Origin of the sequence: Paenibacillus rhizosphaerae (assembly GCF_014192015.1) — a bacterium.
GTDB classification, from domain to species: Bacteria; Bacillota; Bacilli; order Paenibacillales; family Paenibacillaceae; genus Paenibacillus_AQ; species Paenibacillus_AQ rhizosphaerae.
Genome location: NZ_JACHXJ010000001.1, coordinates 688,961 through 707,331, shown reverse-complemented (window position 1 = coordinate 707,331; position 18,371 = coordinate 688,961). Strand labels below are relative to the sequence as shown.

Genomic DNA, 18,371 nt, shown 5'->3' with positions numbered 1-18,371 from the left:
GCAAACCGGAGCGCTCCTCCCAGTCCGGTGGGAATAAGGGGCCACAATCGGTTCAAATCCGGACTGAATTGCCTTTTCCTAACGCTCATGAGTTGACATTTCCCCCCTTCAATGATTAGATATCTTTAAATGTAAGATCGGACTTTGTTCCTGTATCGATCATTATACATTATCCCAGCAAGGTCAGGTTGGGTTAGATACTTAAGATTCAGGAGGTTCTTGATGTCTAGACAATTCGTTACAGAAGCGGTCATGGTGGCGATCTATGGAGAATTGCTCCAGACGAGCGTCCCGGTTGAATATATCGTGCCTTATACCAGCCTGCTGGAGCTGTATGAGCTTCAGGACAGCGATGAGCCGCTGATGAGCTCTGCGGAGGACGACAGGTACGTGAAGGCCAGAATCAAGGAGCTGACCGCCTATTTCGAGGAACCGCTGAACAAAAAGAAAATTCAGAAAGCGCTCCATATGCCATGGGCTAAGAGCCCCTCGATCCTCCTTGGTGAATCGGCGCGGATAACGGTCATCAACGCGATGGACACCGCTCCCTATGGCGAGCTGTTCGACCCGGTAGAGACAGAGCTGCTGCTGTCCTCGCAGCGGGAGGAAGCCCCGGTGCTCACCGACCAGATCGAGCTGATCCAGCGGATCGTCGAGGCTGCGGTGCCGGTGCATGTTTTTGATATCGAGGATTTTCAGTTTGCGGTGGAAACCGATAACTATACGCAGCACATTTAATACAGTCTCGGTCAGCGGCAAAAACTCCTTTCCCAGAGAGCGGAAAGGAGTTTTTGTTTGGATTTGGGTTGCCCATATGAATGAACAGCCCTCCGCAAAGTCGATCCGGTGAACCCAGCAGCCTAATTGACCGGGATTCCGTGGTTAAGGCTTGCTTTTGGCATAAACGGTTAAATTGGCGTACTCGCCAATCAGCGGCGCCATCTGGCGGAAGCCGAGCCTGCCGCCTCCAAGAGGCGGTCCGTAGGACACTCCGTCGTCTTCCCATACGAACAAGGGGAGATCGTTGACGGCAAAGGTAATGCGCCTCCCCTCTTTGACGATCAGCATCCGGTAAGGGCCGGCCGCATCCATCACGCCTGGAATCGGGTCGGCGCCTTGCGTGACCAGATGGAAGCCGTAGCTTTTGCGCAAATTGCATGTCTGAAACTTTCGCTCCTCCGCCCATTTCCTCCGGAAGTAAGACACATGAAAGGCGTTCATATTGCCGTGATGATATTGATCGTATTCTCCCGTTCGCGGCTTGAACGAAGGGTCGAACAAATCCATGCCGTTCTTGCCGCTTGCGCTAAAAAACATGATCGCGAGCCCCGGCTCGCGCACCGGCCAAAAATCCCACGACACGGCAGCCTCCGCGGGAAAATCCTCCGGGCACCACAGCACGAAATTGGCGCGCTGGCCTTCGGCCTCGTCAAGAACGCTTTCGAGCCGCATCCGGCCCAAAGGAAACGTGACAGCGGCCTGCCCTTCCATGCGAAAACCGGCAGCATGCTCCGGCATCGCGAGCGGATTCGCGTAAATGCTCTCCCACCCTATAGGAATAAGTAGGCTGCGGGTGTCTTGCATGTTCCCGCTCCCGGTCGATGGATCCGTTTGCATCGCTATGCGCACCTCCTTCCCAGGAGGCCGGACCGGCCTCCTCATCGAGTGTTATACCTGCGCTTTCTGCCCAGCCGACACCGCCTCCTCCGGCAGGGCGTCCGAGATCAGCGCCAGGCTGATGATCGTGTTCAGCGACCACTGCGACGCCTCGTTCGTGTTCATCCACTCCAATTCGCGCAGCTCGTTAACATAGGTGACGGCCGCGGCGTCTTCCTCAAGGTCCGTACGGGCAAACCGGTGACCCAGCAGCGTCGACCACGCAAAATCAGCCGTCCGTTTATCCTTCCGGTACCATGCCCCATACGCAACGAGCGCCAGGGTCAGCACCGGATGCTCAAACCGCTTTGTGCTGATGGCCCCGCCTGTGATGTTGTCCTTTTCTTCCTGTGAGAGGTTGTAGAAAATGCCGAAATCGGCCATCATTTCGTTCCACTCATCATCCTTCAGCATGGCGGACAGCTCGAACCACACCTGCGGCGCTCCCATGCAGAGTGCCAGATGGCGGCCCCAGTTGTCGTCGCCCATCGGCGTCAGCACGCCGGTTTGCGGATCGTAGCCGTAGGTCGGGCCGGAAATCAGACCGTAATTGGCCTGCTTAATGCATGCAATGCCGGTCAGCAGCTTATCGCGGTACAACGTATCCTCCTGCCGCTCCCAGCGGGTCATCCAGTTCGAGCTGAATGCCGCCCAGTCCGGGCCGACCCGAATATGCGTCTTGTGCTCGTCTTTTGGAAAATAGGCCCGCATCGGGTCGATGTGGACGGTCGTATAATCGGCATCCCTCGCCTCGTCCATCATGTCTCCGATCCGCTCGTCCGCCGTCAAATAGAAGTAGTACCGGTGCAGGCCGGCCATGCCGATCCGGGCCTCCTTGCAGCCGCAGCCCCAATGGACGACGTTGTGCCGGGAGCCGAGCCCGGCGTATTCGCCGAAATGGTATACGTCGACCTCGCTCGTATGCCGCGTCATCGCCTCCGCCATCCGGAAAATGTCTTCGCGCCCCGAGCGCAAAAACATCAGCCACAGCCACATGTTCGGAACCAGCTCCGTATTCTGCCATGCGCAGCCGCCCAGGTCGTAGTTCCAGACGTGGCGGGCCGGATCATAGCTGTGCATGAAATCGCCGTAATCCCAGAACCCGTACCAGTGCCGCTGTTCCACCTCCCTTTGGAAGAAAGCGATGATGCCGTCCAGCTTCTCTTCAAGGCGTGCCTTGGCCGGCGTCCCCCGGTCCGGCAGGCTCCAGATGCCGAATGCGCCCTGACGGTGCAAATAGTCGGGATCGCACGCGAGCTGAGGAGGCGATTCGTTATGCCCTGCGTAAGCCTCCAGTTCCGCCGGCGAAGGGGTCGATTCGCGGCACCAGATCGTCAGCTCGCTCGTGTTTGCGACGCCGTAAGGGGTTGCCCGCATCTCCTCTGCGCCTTCGTACGACGATTCGACATGCGTTTTCGTATCGTAATGACGCATATCCATGGCCGGAGCTTCCGGCGACCAGAACCAGGCGGTCAGCTGCGCCTCATCTCCAGTCATCCCGTGCGCCTCAATACCGGCGGGGTGCTTCTGCCAAAAATGGCGCATGGCCAGCGCCAGCCCCCCGCCCGGGCCGCCGACGTAGGCGACGCCGCGCGCTCTGCGCCCTTCGGCGGCTTTGACCCAGCTGCAGCCGGGCTGTGTCCGTTTGGCCATCCGGTAATGATCGGCCGAGAGCTGTGCCAGCTTAAAGCCGTCCCAGCAAGCCGATTCCTCCAGCAGGTTCATAAAATAATCGTCGTCCATTTGTTCGTCGATCAGCGTTTCGCCATCCAGCTGACGCTTGAACAAGTCCATATATTTGCCTTTCGTCCGCCGCGTATGCAGCGTCTTCGGCGATTCGCTCAAATAGCCGGTATCACCGGCGAAACGGACGTGGCGGTTATACAGCTTCTCCCGCATCGGCAGCACGAAACGGATGCCGAGTCCCTTCACGAAATCTTCGTTCGGATTGCCGTCGTAAAAAAACGTGTGCACGATCCGAATGGACTCCAGCCCCGCGTAGGCGTATAGCCGCAGCGAAAACGGCAGCCACTCCGCGGTCCCGTTCACGGTGCGGTGCCGGCCTGTCAGCTTGACGACCGCCCTCACAGGCCCGGCCTGCTCCACCTTTGCCGAATAAATCCGGGATTGATACCGCTCCTCCCGGATCGTACGCGCGCCGGTCAGCTCACTTACGCTTTCCTTGACGGCGATTAATTCCCCGCCGGAGCAGACGAGGACTCCGTCCCGGTGCACGCTGCTTATAATCCGGCTGCCGCTCTTCGGAATGTGAAAAGAAAACACTCCCGTGTCCACTTGAATGCCTTCATCCGTCTCAGTAACGGACAATGAAGGCGCCGATGCCGTCCGTGCGGCTTCCCCTTTCTCAACGGCGTAGCTGGAGGGTGCTCCTGCGGGAAAAACGGCTGCATGTGCCGTCCATTTGACGCTGCCGTCCGGCCAATACGCGGCCGGCCAGCTCTGCAGGGCGGGAATCCCGCCGCCTTCCTGCGCGTGCAGTGCCAACGGCTCGTCTCTCTGCAGCTGTCCTTCCTTCCACGGCATGCCCCATGTCACCCCGGCCGGAACGGTCGGGGCGTCCTTCAGCCAACGTAAGTTTACTCGGGTTTCGTTCATGGACTCATCTCCTTTTGGCATTTCGTTTGCTTCCGCTTTTGTGATCACGCCTTCAGTGTAGAGAACGGCCGTTTTCCCGGCAATGGCACTTTCTTGGCGGGCCCGATGCGGAAGCATTGCACGTTTTCACCCGGCTTGCACATTCTTGCAGGCAGGGTAGGCATCAGAGGTCTGCCTCCTGAAGAGCATGCTTGGACTGGCTCCTTGGAGTAGCAGCGGCAGCATAAAAAGCCGGCAGCGGTTTCTTGTAGAACCACTGCCGGCTTCTTCCGCGCAGCATCGCTGTGCCTATTCCGCCCGGCTCAGCTCGCGGTAGCGGGTTGGCGTCATTCCCTCAAGCTTTTTAAAGATCCGGTTAAAATAGCTGTGCTGGTAGCCGACCTGCTCAGCGACGGTGTTGATCTTCAGCTCCGATTCCCGCAGCAGCTCCTTCGCTTTTTCCAGGCGAAGCTCGGTCAGGTAATCGATAAAGTTTTTGCCGGTAACCCGCTTAAACGACTTGCTCAGAAAAAAAGGATTCGTGCCGATATGGTCGGCGCAGTTATCGAGCGAAATATCGAGCATGTAGTTCTGCTGCATGTAGATCATCGCCTGCTCCATCAGCTGTTTGACCTGGCAGTCCGACCGGTTCGTCAGCTCCTGCATGAACGGAGCGATGACCTTCGCCTCGAACCAGTCCCGGAAGGCGGCCGGCTCTTTCATCTGCGAGAGCTGCTCATACAAGTTGGCGCCTTTGAACAGGCGGTTCGGCTGGATGCCGGATACAAGGATCGCGTGCTGTACGGATCCGAGCAGATGCAGCATTCCCTGCTGGACATCGATCGCCTTGGCTCCTTGTACGGACAGCGCATCCTGAAAGTCGGCGAGCAGGGCCCGGGCATCCGCTTCCTGTCCGGTGCGAAGCGCCTGCAGGAACTCCCGCTCCAGCGTAAACGGATACGGAGGCTCGGCCCCGTCTTCGTAGTTCAGCTGCTCCATCTCGATGATCTGATTGTCATGCTCGAAGTTGCGGAAGCTTGCAGCATGTTTCACACCTTCAAAGGCGAGCGGAATGTCGCTGATGCGGTTCATGGTCCGGCTGACGGCGATGGTAACGCGCATGTTCAGCAGCCGATTGACCGCTTGTGTCAGCTCCTCGCTGAACACCTTGATCGGCTCTGCGCACGGCTCTCCTTCCGGCAGGATCAGCAGCACGCCCGATCCGAGGTCGTGGAAATTGATCGTGCTGCTCTGCTCGAAATTTGCGGCTGCCAGCTCTTCAATCATGTTGACCGACGCAAAAGTGACCAGCCCCTCGTCCCCGAACTTGAATTTCCCCTCCATGGCGGCGATGCCGGTCAAATGAACGTACAGCACGACGAACTGCTTCCCGCACACCTGCCATTTGTACCGTTCCATACGCGATCGGAGATCCTCCTCCGAATACGCGTACAAATACCCCTGCAGCAGCTGATGGAGGAAGCTTTCCTTCACATGGGGCAGCTGCTCCAGCAGCTTGGCGTTCAGCTCCCGGCTCTCCCGGCTTAAGTGCTGCCACTGCCGCTCGATCATCGCAAATTCGTCGACGCGTCCTTCTCCCGCTAGGGGAGCGTGCGGCTGCAAATTCGCCATCAGCCGTTTGACCGGTGAATACATCCGCTTCGAGGCGAGCCACGCCAGCACCACCGCCAGCAGAAGGGCACTCAGGCTGACCGCCAGAATGACTTTGGATATGAGCACGACCGGGGCAGTAATGTTCGTAATCGGCGAGGCCGACACGTACAGCCAGTTGTCCATGATACGTGCGAAATAGCCGTACGTGACCGCATAGGTTTTGCCGTCCCACTCAAAGAGAAAAGACCCTCGCGCCTTCCCCTCGGATTCCACTTCACCGCGGACCGCCTTAACAAAAGGCGAATCCATCCGGTTGCCGTTGGCCGACACGTACAAGCCGCCGCCCGCTTCCATCAGAAAGTTCTCCCCGTCTGCATAAGGAGTCAACGTCCGCAGCACCTCTGCGACTTGATCGTTGTCCAGTCTCACGATCAAAGCCCCGAGCGGATTTGAGCTGCCCCCCGGGATAAGATGCACAAACGTCAATTCCCGCTTTCCCGGCTGGTCTGGGTCAAGTGCCTGCTGCGTCCAATACGTCGTCTTTCCCGCATCCAACAGACGGTCGTACTGGGAGATAAGCTGCCGGTCATTCAAGGCCGAGTATTCCGGATAAAACAATATCCTCTGGTCTCCGCGCAAATAAAGGCTGACGTTATGGATCATCGTATTGGAGCCCTGCATCACCAGCAGCGTGTTTGTGATGTCGCGCGTTTTTTCGAAGTCGCGCACGAAGTCGTGGCCGCTAAGCGAATAGTCAAAACGCGAGTCAAACGCCCAATGCGCCAGCATCATTTCAAGGTTGGACAGCTGCTTGTCCATGTTCAGCGACCGCTGCTCAATCTGGTCATTATGGAGCTTCAGCAGCTCCTTCTCCAGCCTGCCGCCCGCCATGGAGTACACAAGCATCCCCGTGATGATCCCGGGAATGCCGGCCACAAACAAGAACATAATCAGGCTTTTTCTGTAAAAGCTGCCCGATCCGCCGCCAGATAAGCGGGCCATTACCGACTTCCATCCATTCATCGTCAGCTCACCAACCATATCCAGAATTTGTCTTACCCGCCTTTATGGCGAGGCAAATGGTATTCAATCATGTCACTCAAATATGTAAGCGTATACAATTAACTGTAATAAAAAACCCCGCCCTTTAGAAAACATTACCCTCCGCCCCCCGGATATGTCCAGCATAAAATCCGAGTAAATCGTTCAAAAAACCGGGGGAACGGAAATAACCCCACAACGTGGGGCTTGCTGTGAAATCAGGTGTTTTACGGTACCCCGAATATAAAAATAGTCCGTATCCCAGGCGGCCGTCTCTTGGGACAGCCGCGCCGGACACTTCTGTTTGGCCGATCAGGACTTCGAAGCTGTGTACAGCTCGTTGATTTCTTTCACATAGTCGTCGCCGCCCGATTTTTTCCACAGCTCGATCGCATCACGCCAGCCCTTCTCGTCGATCTGGCCGACGATAAATTTGATCCGGGCATCGTTTATGATGTTGCCGAGCTGCTGCCCTTTTTGCGCGTACACTTCGGAAATGAACGGCTCCGCCGGATTGGCGACGATCGTGTCCCGGTTTTTCAATTGAACCTCCGTTTGCTTCAAACGAAGCGGCGTTTGGGCCACCTGGAGCCCTTTGCCTTCCGGAATGTACGGCACCATCTGATTCAGCCCTTCGACTTCCGACTCGAGCAGCACTGAATCCGAGCTTCTTTCCAGCGTCTTGTCGTCGATCTTCTTGTAATGCTTGCCTTCAAGCCCGAAGCTGGTCAGCGTCTGCAGGTCCGGTTCATTCAGCTGGTCGAGGAACTTCAGGATGCGGTCAACCTCCTCTTCGCTCTTCACGCTCGATTTCGGGATGGCCAGCAAGCCGGCGAAACCGGATGTAGGCAGCGTATGAATTTGTCCATCCGGACCGGTGACGGCGCCGAACACGTCCACGTACTGCTCCCTGGAATCTTCTTTGCCAGCGTCTTTTAGCGCGGCATGAATCTTGTCGTCGGCCCGGGCCGCTCCGTCCACGACGTCGATAATGGCGCCGGCCTGGCCGTTCACGAGCGGATCGGTCCATTTCGCCGAATCCATCACGGCAAAATCCTGATTGACGAGCTTCTCGTCGTACAGCTTCTTCATAAACTTGAGCGCTTCGAAATATTCGTCGTATTCGAACTCCGGCACGAGCTTGCCGTCCTTTTCGCCCCATACGTTCGGCGCGCCGAACCACAGCTTGATCTGGTCGAAGCCGGATCCCCAGCCTGCCGTCCACTTGACCATCACCAGACCGTACGTGTCGTCCTTGCCGTTGCCATCCGGATCCTTTTCCTTAAACGCCTTCAGCATGTTATAGAATTCGTCGATCGTTTTCGGCTGCTGCAGGCCCACCTTTTCCAGCCAATCCTGGCGGTAATATACGCCGTTGCGGCCGAGCTCGCGCCCGCGGTAAATCCCGTACGTTTTGCCGTTAATCGAAGAGTTGTTCAGAATAACTTCATTGGCCTGACTGAGGTTCGGATAATTTTTCAGCTTATCGGTCAGGTCCCAAAAAGCACCTGATTTGACGGCGCTCACGAAACTGGGTCCCTTCGAATCGGGCACGTAAATGATTTTCGGCAGATTTCCGGATGCAAGCGTGATGTTGAATTTATCGCCATATGAAGCGTTCGGCACCCATTCGAAATGGATGTCCGTGTTCGTCAGCTTCTCGAGCTCGGCGGCGACGGGGCTGTCATCCTTCGGATAGTTTGTTTTAAAAATCGGGAGCATAATGTTCAGCTTAAGCGGCTTCTCCGCCTCCGCAGAAGCGTTTGCAGAAGGAGATGCGGACGAGTCGCCCGAGGCGCCCTCACCCCCGCTGCCGGATGAGCAGCCTGCCAGCGCTGCGGCGCAAACCGTACTTAAAATGAGAAATGTGGACACGCGTTTCGCTTGCTTTTTCTTTTTCTTCACGAAGAAAGCCTCCCTTTAACGTTAGATCATATTGTAAAACCGCCCGGGCTCCAAGCGAAAAATCCGTGTTGAGGTGTATAAATGACGGAGCTTCGGCAGGACTACACAGTGAACAGCAAGCCTTAGCCTTTGACCGACCCCAGCAGAACGCCTTTGGCGAAGTGCTTTTGCAGGAACGGATACACGCATAGAATGGGAATCGTGCCGACAACGATGACGGCCATTTTGATCGATTGGTCCGGCGGTTTCACGAAATTCGGGTCCATCGAGTTCAAATCGCCTGCGGCCGCCTGTGACAGCAGGACGATCTGGCGCAGCATGACCTGCAGCGGCCATTTTTCAGGATCGTTAATATACAGCAGCGCCGCGAAGAAATCGTTCCAATGCCCCACGGCATAAAACAAGGTGAAGGTGGCGAGAACGGGCATTGAGAGCGGCAGCACGATCCGCCATAACAGACCCAGCTCCGAGCAGCCGTCGATGCGGCCCGCTTCCTCGATTTCCTTCGGAATCTCCTGAAAAAAGTTTTTGACGATAATCAGGTTAAACGCACTGATTGCACCCGGCAGCATGAGTGCCCACAGCGAATCGAGCAGGTGCAGCTCTTTGACGACCAGGTACGTCGGAATCATCCCTCCGCCGAACAGCATGGAGAAGATGACGAGATTCAGCACCAGATTACGTCCGTAAAGTCCTCTTTTGGCCAAGGAATAGGCCATCGTGACCGTAAAAAACAGATTGACGAGCGTACCGATGACGGTGACGTAAATGGAAACGCCGATGCTCTTGACGATCGTCCCCGTCGAAAAAATAAACTCATAGGCCGCTAAGGTAAAAGTTTTCGGGATAAAAAACACCGCTCTCTGCGTCAGCTCCGCGTCCGAGGCGAAGGAGCCCGCGATAACGTAGACGAAAGGAAGCACGGCGGCCAGCCCGAACAGCGTTAGGACGATGTAGTTGGCTGCGTCGAACGTGACGCCGGCCGCGGTCCTGTATTGCTTGGCCATGGATGGATTTCCCCTTTCTTTAGAGATCAGATTGTATAAAATTTCGAGACAAAACATCCTGATCTCGAAAAAACTTCCGCAAAACGCGACTGGCTTCTTAGCATGTTCGTCGGCAGACGTTTTCTTGTGGGTTAGTACAGTCCGGATTCGCCGAATTTTTTCGCCAGCCAGTTCGTGCCGAGCACCAGCGTGACGCCGACGATCGATTTGAACAGCCCGACGGCCGTACTGTAACTGAACGCGCCCTGCGTAATACCCATTGCGTACACGTAAGTATCGAACACTTCGCCCACCGTGCGGTTGAGCGGATTCAGCATCAAATAGATTTGCTCAAAGCCGTTATCCAGCACGCTGCCCATCCGCAGAATCAGCAGAATCACGATCGTGCTGCGGATCGCCGGCAGTGTCACATGCCAAATTTGCCGCCAGCGGTTCGCTCCGTCGATCGTCGCGGCCTCATACTGCTCCACGTCGACGGCCGCCAGCGCCGCCAGGAAAATAATCGTACCCCAGCCGCATTCCTTCCAGATCGTTTGCAGGATGATCATCGGCCGAAACCATGCCGGATCGGACAGAAACTGAATTTTGTTACCCGTGTATTGGAAGAGCAGTTCGTTGACGGTGCCGCCCTCCGTCGTCAGAAACACGTAAGTCAAGCTCGCCACGATGACCATCGATATAAAATGCGGGACGTAAATCATCGTTTGAATGGTCCGCTTGAAGAATGCGAGCCTGACTTCGTTCAGCAGAAGCGCCAAGATGATCGGAGCCGGGAAGAAGAAGATCAGATTGTAAAACGACAGTAGCAGTGTATTGCGCAGCAGCATAAAAAACTCGGGGTTTTCAAAGAACAGGCGGAAATGCTCGAAGCCCACCCATTCGCTTTTCCAAAACCCGGTGAACGGCTGATAGTTTTGGAAGGCCAGCAGCACGCCCCACATGGGCATATATTTGAATATCAAAAAATAAAGCAAGCCGGGGAGCATTAACAGGTATAGCCATTTGTCCCTGCGCAGCCTGGCCGCGATGCTCGTGCGGTAAACCCCCGGCTTGGACGTTTGCGGAAGATTCCCTTGGGCCGTCGCCTGCTCCATCGCTTTCCACCTCCATATGTGTTCATCGCCTCGCGAGCGTTGTGGCCTTATTATCGGTCAGCGCTTTCTTTTCCGGCAATGAGACATTTTTGAAGACTCCCGGGGCGCGGGTTTAAGGGATGTTTTAAAAAAGTGCAAAGCCGGCAAAAGAGTGATATACCGCATCATTCCCGCTGCAAAAATGTCCGATTGCGTTCCCCGCGGCCCCCTTCTAAAGTGGGGTTGGGTTGGTAACCATACAGCGAAATGGAGTGGAACGCAAATGATGAATAAGCTTTATCATGGAGCGGCTTTTTATCCGGAATTGTGGAGCGGTGAAGTTGTCCGGGAAGATATCCGGCGGATGGCGGAAACCGGCATCAACGTCGTTCGGATCGGTGAGTTTCTATGGTCGACCATTGAGCCCGAAGAGGGGCATATCGATGTCTCTCCCCTTGCTGGCGTGATCAGGCAGTTATATGAGGCCGGCGTGGAGACGATCCTGTGCACCCCAACCGCCACACCGCCGATCTGGTATACACACGGGCATCCCGAGCGGCTGTTCGTCAACGCGGAAGGTACCCCGCTCGGGCACGGCTCGCGGCAGCATGCCTGCACAAACCACCCAGCGTTCCGGGAAAAGGCTGCAGTGATCACCGAACGCCTCGCCCAGGAACTGGGGCGCCTTCCCGGGGTCATCGGCTGGCAGCTTGACAACGAATTTAAAGCGCATGTCTCCGAGTGCATGTGTGCCGTATGCCGCCGGCTTTGGCACGAATGGCTGTATCGGCGTTACGGGAATGTCGAACGGCTGAATGAGCTATGGGGAACGCGGATTTGGAGCGAATCGTACAACGTATTCGACCAGGTGCCGCAGCCGGGGCCAACTCCGTTTCTGCACAACTCGTCGATGCAGACAATGTACCGTCTGTTCTCAATGGAGAAAATCGCCGAGTTCGCCGTCGAGCAGACGGCGATCATCCGCCGTCACTCGGCCGCGCCGGTGACTCACAACGGCAGCGTCGCGTTCCACATCGACAACGAGCGGCTGTACCGGCATTTGGACTTCGCGTCCTTTGATACGTACGCCAGCGCGGCCCATTACGCCGCCTATTTGCTGAACTGCGATTTATACCGGAATTTCAAGCCGGGGCGGCCGTTCTGGATCATGGAAACGAGCCCTTCCCATGCGGGATCAATTGCGAGCAGCGGTACCCCACATCCGAACGGCTATTTGGCAGCCGAAGCGGTCGCCGCCTACGCGCTGGGAGCGGAAGGGTTCTGTTATTGGCTGTGGAGGCAGCAGCGGGCGGGTTCCGAGCAGCCGCACGGTTCGGTCGTCAGCGCCTGGGGCAAGCCCGGCCTCGGCTATCCGAACGTGCTCGAGGCGGAGCAAGCGCGGCAGGCGATCGAGCCGGCGATCACGGGCAGCCGGCCCGCACAGGCGGAGGTCGCGATTTCTTACTCCGACCGGGCCAAGGCGTTTCTTGCGACCGAATCGCACGGCAAGCTTCGCCACCGCGGACTGGTGAGCGGCGCCTACGAGCGGGTGCTGCGGACGGGCATGCACCGTGACCTTATTCCTGAAGGAGCCTCATTGGAAGGCTACAAGCTGCTCTGGACCCCGTTTATCCCCTACTTGTCATCGGATTTGATCGCCCGGGCACTTGCATTCGTAGAGCGAGGCGGCATCTGGATCGTGGGGCCGCTCACCGGAATCCGGACGGAAGAGCATACCGTCCCTGTGGACGCGGGGCTCGGTGAGCTGGAGTCCTTGACCGGAACAGAGACGGTGTTTACCTATGCGATGGACGGGACGGGTACGGTCGGCTCTGCGTTCGGGCTGGAAGCCCCGCTGTCCCTTTGGAGCTCCGTATATGAGCCGGTGGAGGCGAAAAGCATAGGCACGCTCATCGGCGGCCCATCGCCGGGCTTGTCCTTCCTGACGGAAATGAAGCGGGGGCAAGGCAGGATCGTGCTGCTCGGCTCGCTGCCGGCAGGAGACGAGGGCAACGAGATGCTGGAGCGGATGCTGATCCATTACGGGAAAGTAGCGAATGTTACGCGGCGCGCGGAAACGACCATCGGCACGATCGTGGCGCCGCGCGAATCGGAAACAGAGGAGTTGTGGGTCATTGTCAACATGAACGGAGAAGGGGGAAGCGTGACGCTGCCTCGCGAAGGAATCGATAAGCTGAGCGGTGAACGCGCCGCCGCCGGCCGGTTGGAGGTTGGCCGCTACGAATACCGCATGATCGGTTTCCCCTCCGTCTCCTCCCGGAAGTGAAATGAATAGTCCATGCCTTGCAGTCAGCAAAAGAAAAGCCGCATTCGCTTGGTTTAGCGGATGCGGCCGGTTCAGCCTAATTAAGAAGTGGCGGAAGTGTTATGTTCCCGCTCTGCTTCATATACATATTCAATGTCATCGTAAGCTGCCAAATAATTGACGACCAGATCATATCCTTGCAGATACCAGGTGTCCTGTTCTTCTATGAAAAAGGCCACGCCCTCAAGCTCTTCTTTCAGCACCGGATGCTCCGGGTTCTCCACGGAAATGCCGAGCGAAAATCCGGGATGCAGTCCGCCGCCCGAGCTGTAGCGGGGAAAAAAGCGAAGTGCCGCGCCCTCTGCCAAATTCAATTCTCGTTTATACCAGCGTGCAGCGTCTGGGCTGATTCGCAGTTCCATCTGGTTTCACTCCCTCTCTCTAATCTGTATGTTCATACGTACATCATAACATTTTTTTGCTGATTCCTGAAAATATAAATTGACAGCTCTCTTGACGCGATGATAAAATTTTCTGCATACGAGATCCGTTTTCAATTTATTCCCAAATGAACCCGGCAAGTCGCGTCCTTGATACGCAAGTGCTCCCTGTTCGGGCTCAAGACCAACATCAACAAGAAAGGGTGAGTTCTGTGTTCAATATGATAAATTTTCATCCACGCAACCATCATCAAGATCTTTATCAATTGAATACTGGAGCAGCCCTGCTGGTGAGGCCTTCTTAAGGAGCTCGACGAAGTCGTGCCTCTTGGAGCCATTGAATATTAACCTTCCGCGGTACGGCTGCTCACACTCAACCGTACGCATGATAAATGTAGGATTGCAAGGCATATCGTCCGTTTACGGATGGTATGCCTTTTTTAATTTTCCATGAACTCCGCAAGCAAGAACTGCCGGCATTTTAGACATGAGAGGAAGTGAAAGTTTTGTTTTCCGTACTTAAAAACCTGGGCTGGTTTTTCCGCCAGGAAAAGAAGCGTTACCTGATCGGTCTGATTATGCTGATCCTCTGCGGAATCGGCGAGCTGTTTCCCCCGCGTTTTCTCGGGAGCGCCATCGACGAAATCGTCCGCGGCTCGATTACCTGGACTTCGCTGACACGGTATATTGTGCTGATTCTCGGTACATTGACCGTGATTTACATCATCACCTACATATGGATGCACAAGCTGTTCGGCGGCGCGAACCTCGTAGAACGCATCCTGCGTTCCCGCTACATGAACCAGCTGCTGCGCATGGTGCCTCCGTTTTTCGAACGGAACCGCACGGGCGATTTGATGGCCAGAGCCACCAACGACCTGCGTTCCGTCGCCAACACGGCCGGCTTCGGTATGCTTGTGATGACAGACTCGACGGTGTACCTCAGCGTCGTGCTGCTGGCGATGGGCTTTCTCATCAGCTGGAAGCTGACGCTCGCCGCCATCCTGCCGCTGCCGTTTATCGCCTTGGCCATGAAAATTTACGGCAAGGTCATCCACGAACGGTATACGGCCGCTCAGGACGCATTCGGCGACATGAACGACCAGGTGCTCGAATCGGTCGCCGGGGTTCGCGTCATCCGCGCGTACGTTCAGGAGCGTGAGGATCAGCGGCGGTTCAAGGAAATCACGGATGACGTGTACCGCAAAAACATGCGGGTCGCCAAGCTGGACGCCTTGTTCGAGCCGACCATCCGTTTATGCGTAGGCGCGAGTTACGTGATCGGCCTGGCTTTCGGCATTTATCTCGTATTTAAAAATCAAATTACCCTGGGGGATCTCGTATCGTTCAACATGTACCTCGGGATGATGATCTGGCCGATGTTTGCGATCGGCGAGCTGATCAATGTCATGCAGCGGGGCAGCGCCTCGCTCGACCGTGTGAATGAGACGTTATCGGTCGTGCCGGACGTTCAGGATGTGCCTGATCCGGTTCGGGTGGAGCGTCCCGACACGATTGAGCTGCGGGATGTCACGTTCCGGTATCCGACGTCATCGGTCGACAATCTGAAGCACATTAACCTGACCTTGCATAAAGGCCAGACGCTCGGTGTCGTGGGACGCACAGGCAGCGGCAAATCGACGCTCCTCAAGCAGCTGCTGCACGAGTATCCGACGGGAACCGGTGAAATTCTGATCTCGAAGGTTCCGATCGAGCGCATCACCCAAAACCAGCTTCACGGCTGGATCGGCTATGTGCCGCAGGAACAGATCCTGTTCTCCAAATCGGTCCGGCAAAATATCCAGTTCGGCAAATTTCAGGCCGAAGACGACATCATTATGGAAGCGATCGCGACAGCGGCGTTTGACAACGACCTGCACACGCTCGCAGCGGGACTTGACACCCTCGTCGGCGAGAAAGGCGTATCCCTCTCCGGCGGCCAGAAGCAGCGCGTATCGCTGGCCAGAGCCTTCATTTCCGATCCGGATATCCTCATACTCGATGACGCCCTTTCTGCGGTCGACGCCCGAACCGAGGCTCGGATTATCGAAAATATCCGTGAGCAGCGGTCCGGTAAAACGACGTTGATCTCCACGCATCGCCTGTCCGCCATCGAACATGCGGACTGGATCGTGGTGCTGGATGAAGGAGCCATCGTTGAAGAAGGAACCCACGCGCAGCTGCTCTCCAAAGGCGGCTGGTACCGCGAGCAGTTTGAACGGCAGCAGGTCGAAAACAATTTGTCCACATAAAAATGAGGTGTAAACCTATGAATTCTAAAGCTAGCGTAGGGAAGCGGCTGTTCCAGTACGCCCTATGCGCCAAAGGCATCTTTATCGCGGCCATCATCGCCCTGGCGATCGGCGTCGGCGCCGAACTTGCCGGCCCGTTCATCGCCAAGTCGATGATCGACGATCATATGCTGGGCATTGAAAGGCCATATTTTGAAACGACGTCATCTGAAAACGCCGTATCCTATAACGGCCATTATTACAAGCGCGGCGACCGGTTCGGGGAAGGAGAGGCCAAAGGCCAGGAGGTCCGGCTGCTGCAGACCGGACGGGACTTTTATTTTGTCAGCCAGCCGGTAGCCAATCCGGACGGGGAGCGCAAATTCGCGAACGGACAGCTGACGATCAGCCGCGGCGGCGCTGTGGAAACCTATCCGGCCGCCAAGCTGTCCGCGAGTGAGCTGTATTCCTTCTACAAGCAGGAAATTCCGGGTATTTTGAAGCTCGTCGGACTGTACTGCATTTTCCTGGTGATCAGCATCTTTACGGAATTTGGCAAAACGTACTGGCTGCAGTCTTCCGCCAACAAAGTCATCCAGAAGCTGCGGACCGACGTCTATGCGCACATGCAGCGGCTTCCGGTCTATTTCTTCGATACGCTGCCTGCCGGCAAGGTGGTCTCCCGCATCACCAATGACACTGAAGCGGTCAAGGACCTGTTCGTTGCGGTGCTGTCGAACTTCAGCTCGGGGATCATCTACATTACCGGGGTGTATATCGCCTTGTTTTTGCTGGACGTCCGGCTCGGCCTCGTCTGCTTGTTCGTCGTCCCGCTGCTGATCGTATGGATCGTACTTTACCGAAAATTCGCGACCAAGTACAACACGGTCATCCGGTCGCGCTTAAGCGAAATTAACGCCATCATCAATGAGTCCATTCAAGGGATGTCCATTATCCGCGTATTCCGCCGGCAAAAGCAAACGTCCGAAGAGTTTGAAGCCTTGAACGACGACTATATGAAGCATCAGAACAAAATGCTCAATTTGAACGCGTTAACGACTCACAATCTGGTCAACGTCCTGCGCAGCTTTTCCTTTGCCGTGATCCTCTGGTACTTCGGCTTTGGCACGCTGACCGGAGGCAGCGCCGTTTCGCTTGGCGTACTGTACGCCTTCGTCGACGTGCTGGGGCGCCTGTTCCAGCCGATTACCGGGATGGTCAACCAGCTCGCCGCCCTGGACTCTTCCATGGTCTCAGCCGGCCGCGTATTTACGCTGATGGATGAACCGGGCGAAGACGTGACGGACGGGACAATGCCGCGGTACAAAGGCAACGTCGAGTTTAAAAACGTCTCCTTTGCCTACAAGGATGACCATTATGTCCTGAAGAACATCAATTTTGAAGCGCAGCAGGGGCAGACAGTCGCTTTGGTCGGCCATACCGGTTCGGGCAAAAGCTCGATCATCAACCTGCTGTTCCGGTTCTATGACCCGCAAAAAGGGACCATCACTATTGACGGCCAGGATGTGACCGCCCTGCCGAAGCAGTGGCTGCGTCATCATATGGGCATCGTGCTGCAGGATCCGTACCTCTTCACGGGTACGATTGCCTCGAACGTAAGCTTGGGCGACGCCAAAATTTCGCGCGAGCAAATTGAAAAGGCGCTGCGCGACGTTGGTGCCGAACGGATCCTCGCGCATCTGCCGCAGGGCTTCGATGAGCCTGTCGTCGAGAAGGGCAGCACGCTCTCGGCGGGGCAGCGTCAGCTGATCTCGTTTGCGCGCGCGCTCGCCTTCGATCCGGCGATCCTCATTCTCGACGAGGCCACGGCCAACATCGATACCGAGACGGAGAGCCTGATCCAATCCGCGCTCGAGGTGCTGAAGAAGGGCCGTACGACGTTCATCATCGCGCACCGCCTCTCGACCATCCGCAGCGCCGATCAGATTCTGGTGCTCCACCGGGGCGAAATTGTCGAGAAGGGCAGCCATGACGAGCTGATGCAGCTCGGCGGCAGATATTATCAAATGTATCAGCTTCAGCAGGGCTCGGGTGCAGCGGCACCTGCCCTGGACAGCGGGATCAAGGCACAGCCGCCGGTTCAGACACCTTCTCCGGTGTAATTCGCCGGGCGACGCCATACAGACTGCATTCTGCGCTTCTGGGCCATGGTCATTCCGGAGTGATGTGCCAGCATTTGATTGCCGTGAAAAGAACAAGAGCATAAACGAAAAAAACAGCCCAAGGGAGCGATTCCGTAATCGGATCGCTCCCTTTTTAATGCCATAAGTATGACCATCAGTTGAATATTCCACTGCCTGAGCATCCGGTAAGCCAATCCCCGCTTCTTCCTCCTCTCGGTGATGGGCACGCTGTTCGCAAGCTGCGACATCCTCTTCCCCCCTTGCCAGCATGGTAAACGGGATGGGCGGCGCGATACTATTTGCCTCGTCAACGAAAAAGGATATTTTTAACCGGAATCTTCCTATGCTTGATCCTGCCGCAAAAAAATCCCCCTGTCTCCGGTGTTCCGGAAGCCGGGG

General features: G+C 56.3%; 12 protein-coding genes. 4 read left to right on the top strand and 8 right to left on the bottom strand.

Annotated elements, in window-relative coordinates:
• Positions 1 to 222: 222 nt before the first annotated feature.
• Entirely contained in the window at positions 223 to 738 is a 516-nt protein-coding gene (locus FHS19_RS03090) for an ADP-heptose synthase (protein WP_076167894.1), read from the top strand.
• A gap of 144 nt (positions 739 to 882) precedes the next feature.
• On the opposite strand, the gene FHS19_RS03085 is transcribed toward FHS19_RS03090, so the two are convergent.
• From FHS19_RS03085 to FHS19_RS03060, 6 genes are all read right to left on the bottom strand, one after another.
• A complete protein-coding gene (locus FHS19_RS03085; protein WP_183578415.1) occupies positions 883 to 1,617 on the bottom strand; it encodes a DUF1961 family protein in 735 nt (244 codons plus the stop codon).
• Between the two features lie 51 nt (positions 1,618 to 1,668).
• Positions 1,669 to 4,272: an exo-rhamnogalacturonan lyase family protein gene (locus FHS19_RS03080; protein WP_183578412.1), complete on the bottom strand. Its 2,604-nt coding sequence runs from the start codon at positions 4,270 to 4,272 to the stop codon at positions 1,669 to 1,671.
• A gap of 288 nt (positions 4,273 to 4,560) precedes the next feature.
• Positions 4,561 to 6,888 (bottom strand): AraC family transcriptional regulator, encoded by a 2,328-nt coding sequence (locus FHS19_RS03075; RefSeq protein WP_183578410.1) that lies wholly within the window; start codon positions 6,886 to 6,888, stop codon positions 4,561 to 4,563.
• A gap of 330 nt (positions 6,889 to 7,218) precedes the next feature.
• Positions 7,219 to 8,811 (bottom strand): extracellular solute-binding protein, encoded by a 1,593-nt coding sequence (locus tag FHS19_RS03070; protein WP_183578407.1) that lies wholly within the window; start codon positions 8,809 to 8,811, stop codon positions 7,219 to 7,221.
• Positions 8,812 to 8,933: 122 nt separating this feature from the next.
• The gene (locus FHS19_RS03065; RefSeq protein ID WP_183578404.1) at positions 8,934 to 9,818 is read right to left on the bottom strand and encodes a carbohydrate ABC transporter permease; all 885 of its coding nucleotides are present in this window, start codon (positions 9,816 to 9,818) and stop codon (positions 8,934 to 8,936) included.
• Positions 9,819 to 9,949: 131 nt separating this feature from the next.
• A complete protein-coding gene (locus FHS19_RS03060; protein ID WP_183578401.1) occupies positions 9,950 to 10,912 on the bottom strand; it encodes an ABC transporter permease in 963 nt (320 codons plus the stop codon).
• 265 nt (positions 10,913 to 11,177) lie between these two features.
• On the opposite strand from FHS19_RS03060, the gene FHS19_RS03055 reads away from it, so the two are divergent.
• On the top strand, positions 11,178 to 13,178 hold the full coding sequence (locus tag FHS19_RS03055; RefSeq protein WP_183581367.1) for a beta-galactosidase YesZ: 2,001 nt from the start codon (positions 11,178 to 11,180) through the stop codon (positions 13,176 to 13,178).
• Positions 13,179 to 13,258: 80 nt separating this feature from the next.
• Here FHS19_RS03055 and FHS19_RS03050 read toward each other — a convergent pair whose 3' ends face one another.
• The gene (locus FHS19_RS03050; protein WP_089546594.1) at positions 13,259 to 13,579 is read right to left on the bottom strand and encodes a HesB/YadR/YfhF family protein; all 321 of its coding nucleotides are present in this window, start codon (positions 13,577 to 13,579) and stop codon (positions 13,259 to 13,261) included.
• 524 nt (positions 13,580 to 14,103) lie between these two features.
• Here FHS19_RS03050 and FHS19_RS03045 point away from each other — a divergent pair.
• The gene (locus FHS19_RS03045; protein ID WP_183578398.1) at positions 14,104 to 15,849 is read left to right on the top strand and encodes an ABC transporter ATP-binding protein; all 1,746 of its coding nucleotides are present in this window, start codon (positions 14,104 to 14,106) and stop codon (positions 15,847 to 15,849) included.
• A gap of 17 nt (positions 15,850 to 15,866) precedes the next feature.
• On the top strand, positions 15,867 to 17,951 hold the full coding sequence (locus FHS19_RS03040; protein ID WP_183578395.1) for an ABC transporter ATP-binding protein: 2,085 nt from the start codon (positions 15,867 to 15,869) through the stop codon (positions 17,949 to 17,951).
• Here the strand turns inward: FHS19_RS03040 and FHS19_RS03035 are convergent.
• The gene (locus FHS19_RS03035; RefSeq protein ID WP_183578392.1) at positions 17,930 to 18,220 is read right to left on the bottom strand and encodes a hypothetical protein; all 291 of its coding nucleotides are present in this window, start codon (positions 18,218 to 18,220) and stop codon (positions 17,930 to 17,932) included. The genes FHS19_RS03040 and FHS19_RS03035 overlap by 22 nt on opposite strands.
• Positions 18,221 to 18,371 lie beyond the last annotated feature (151 nt).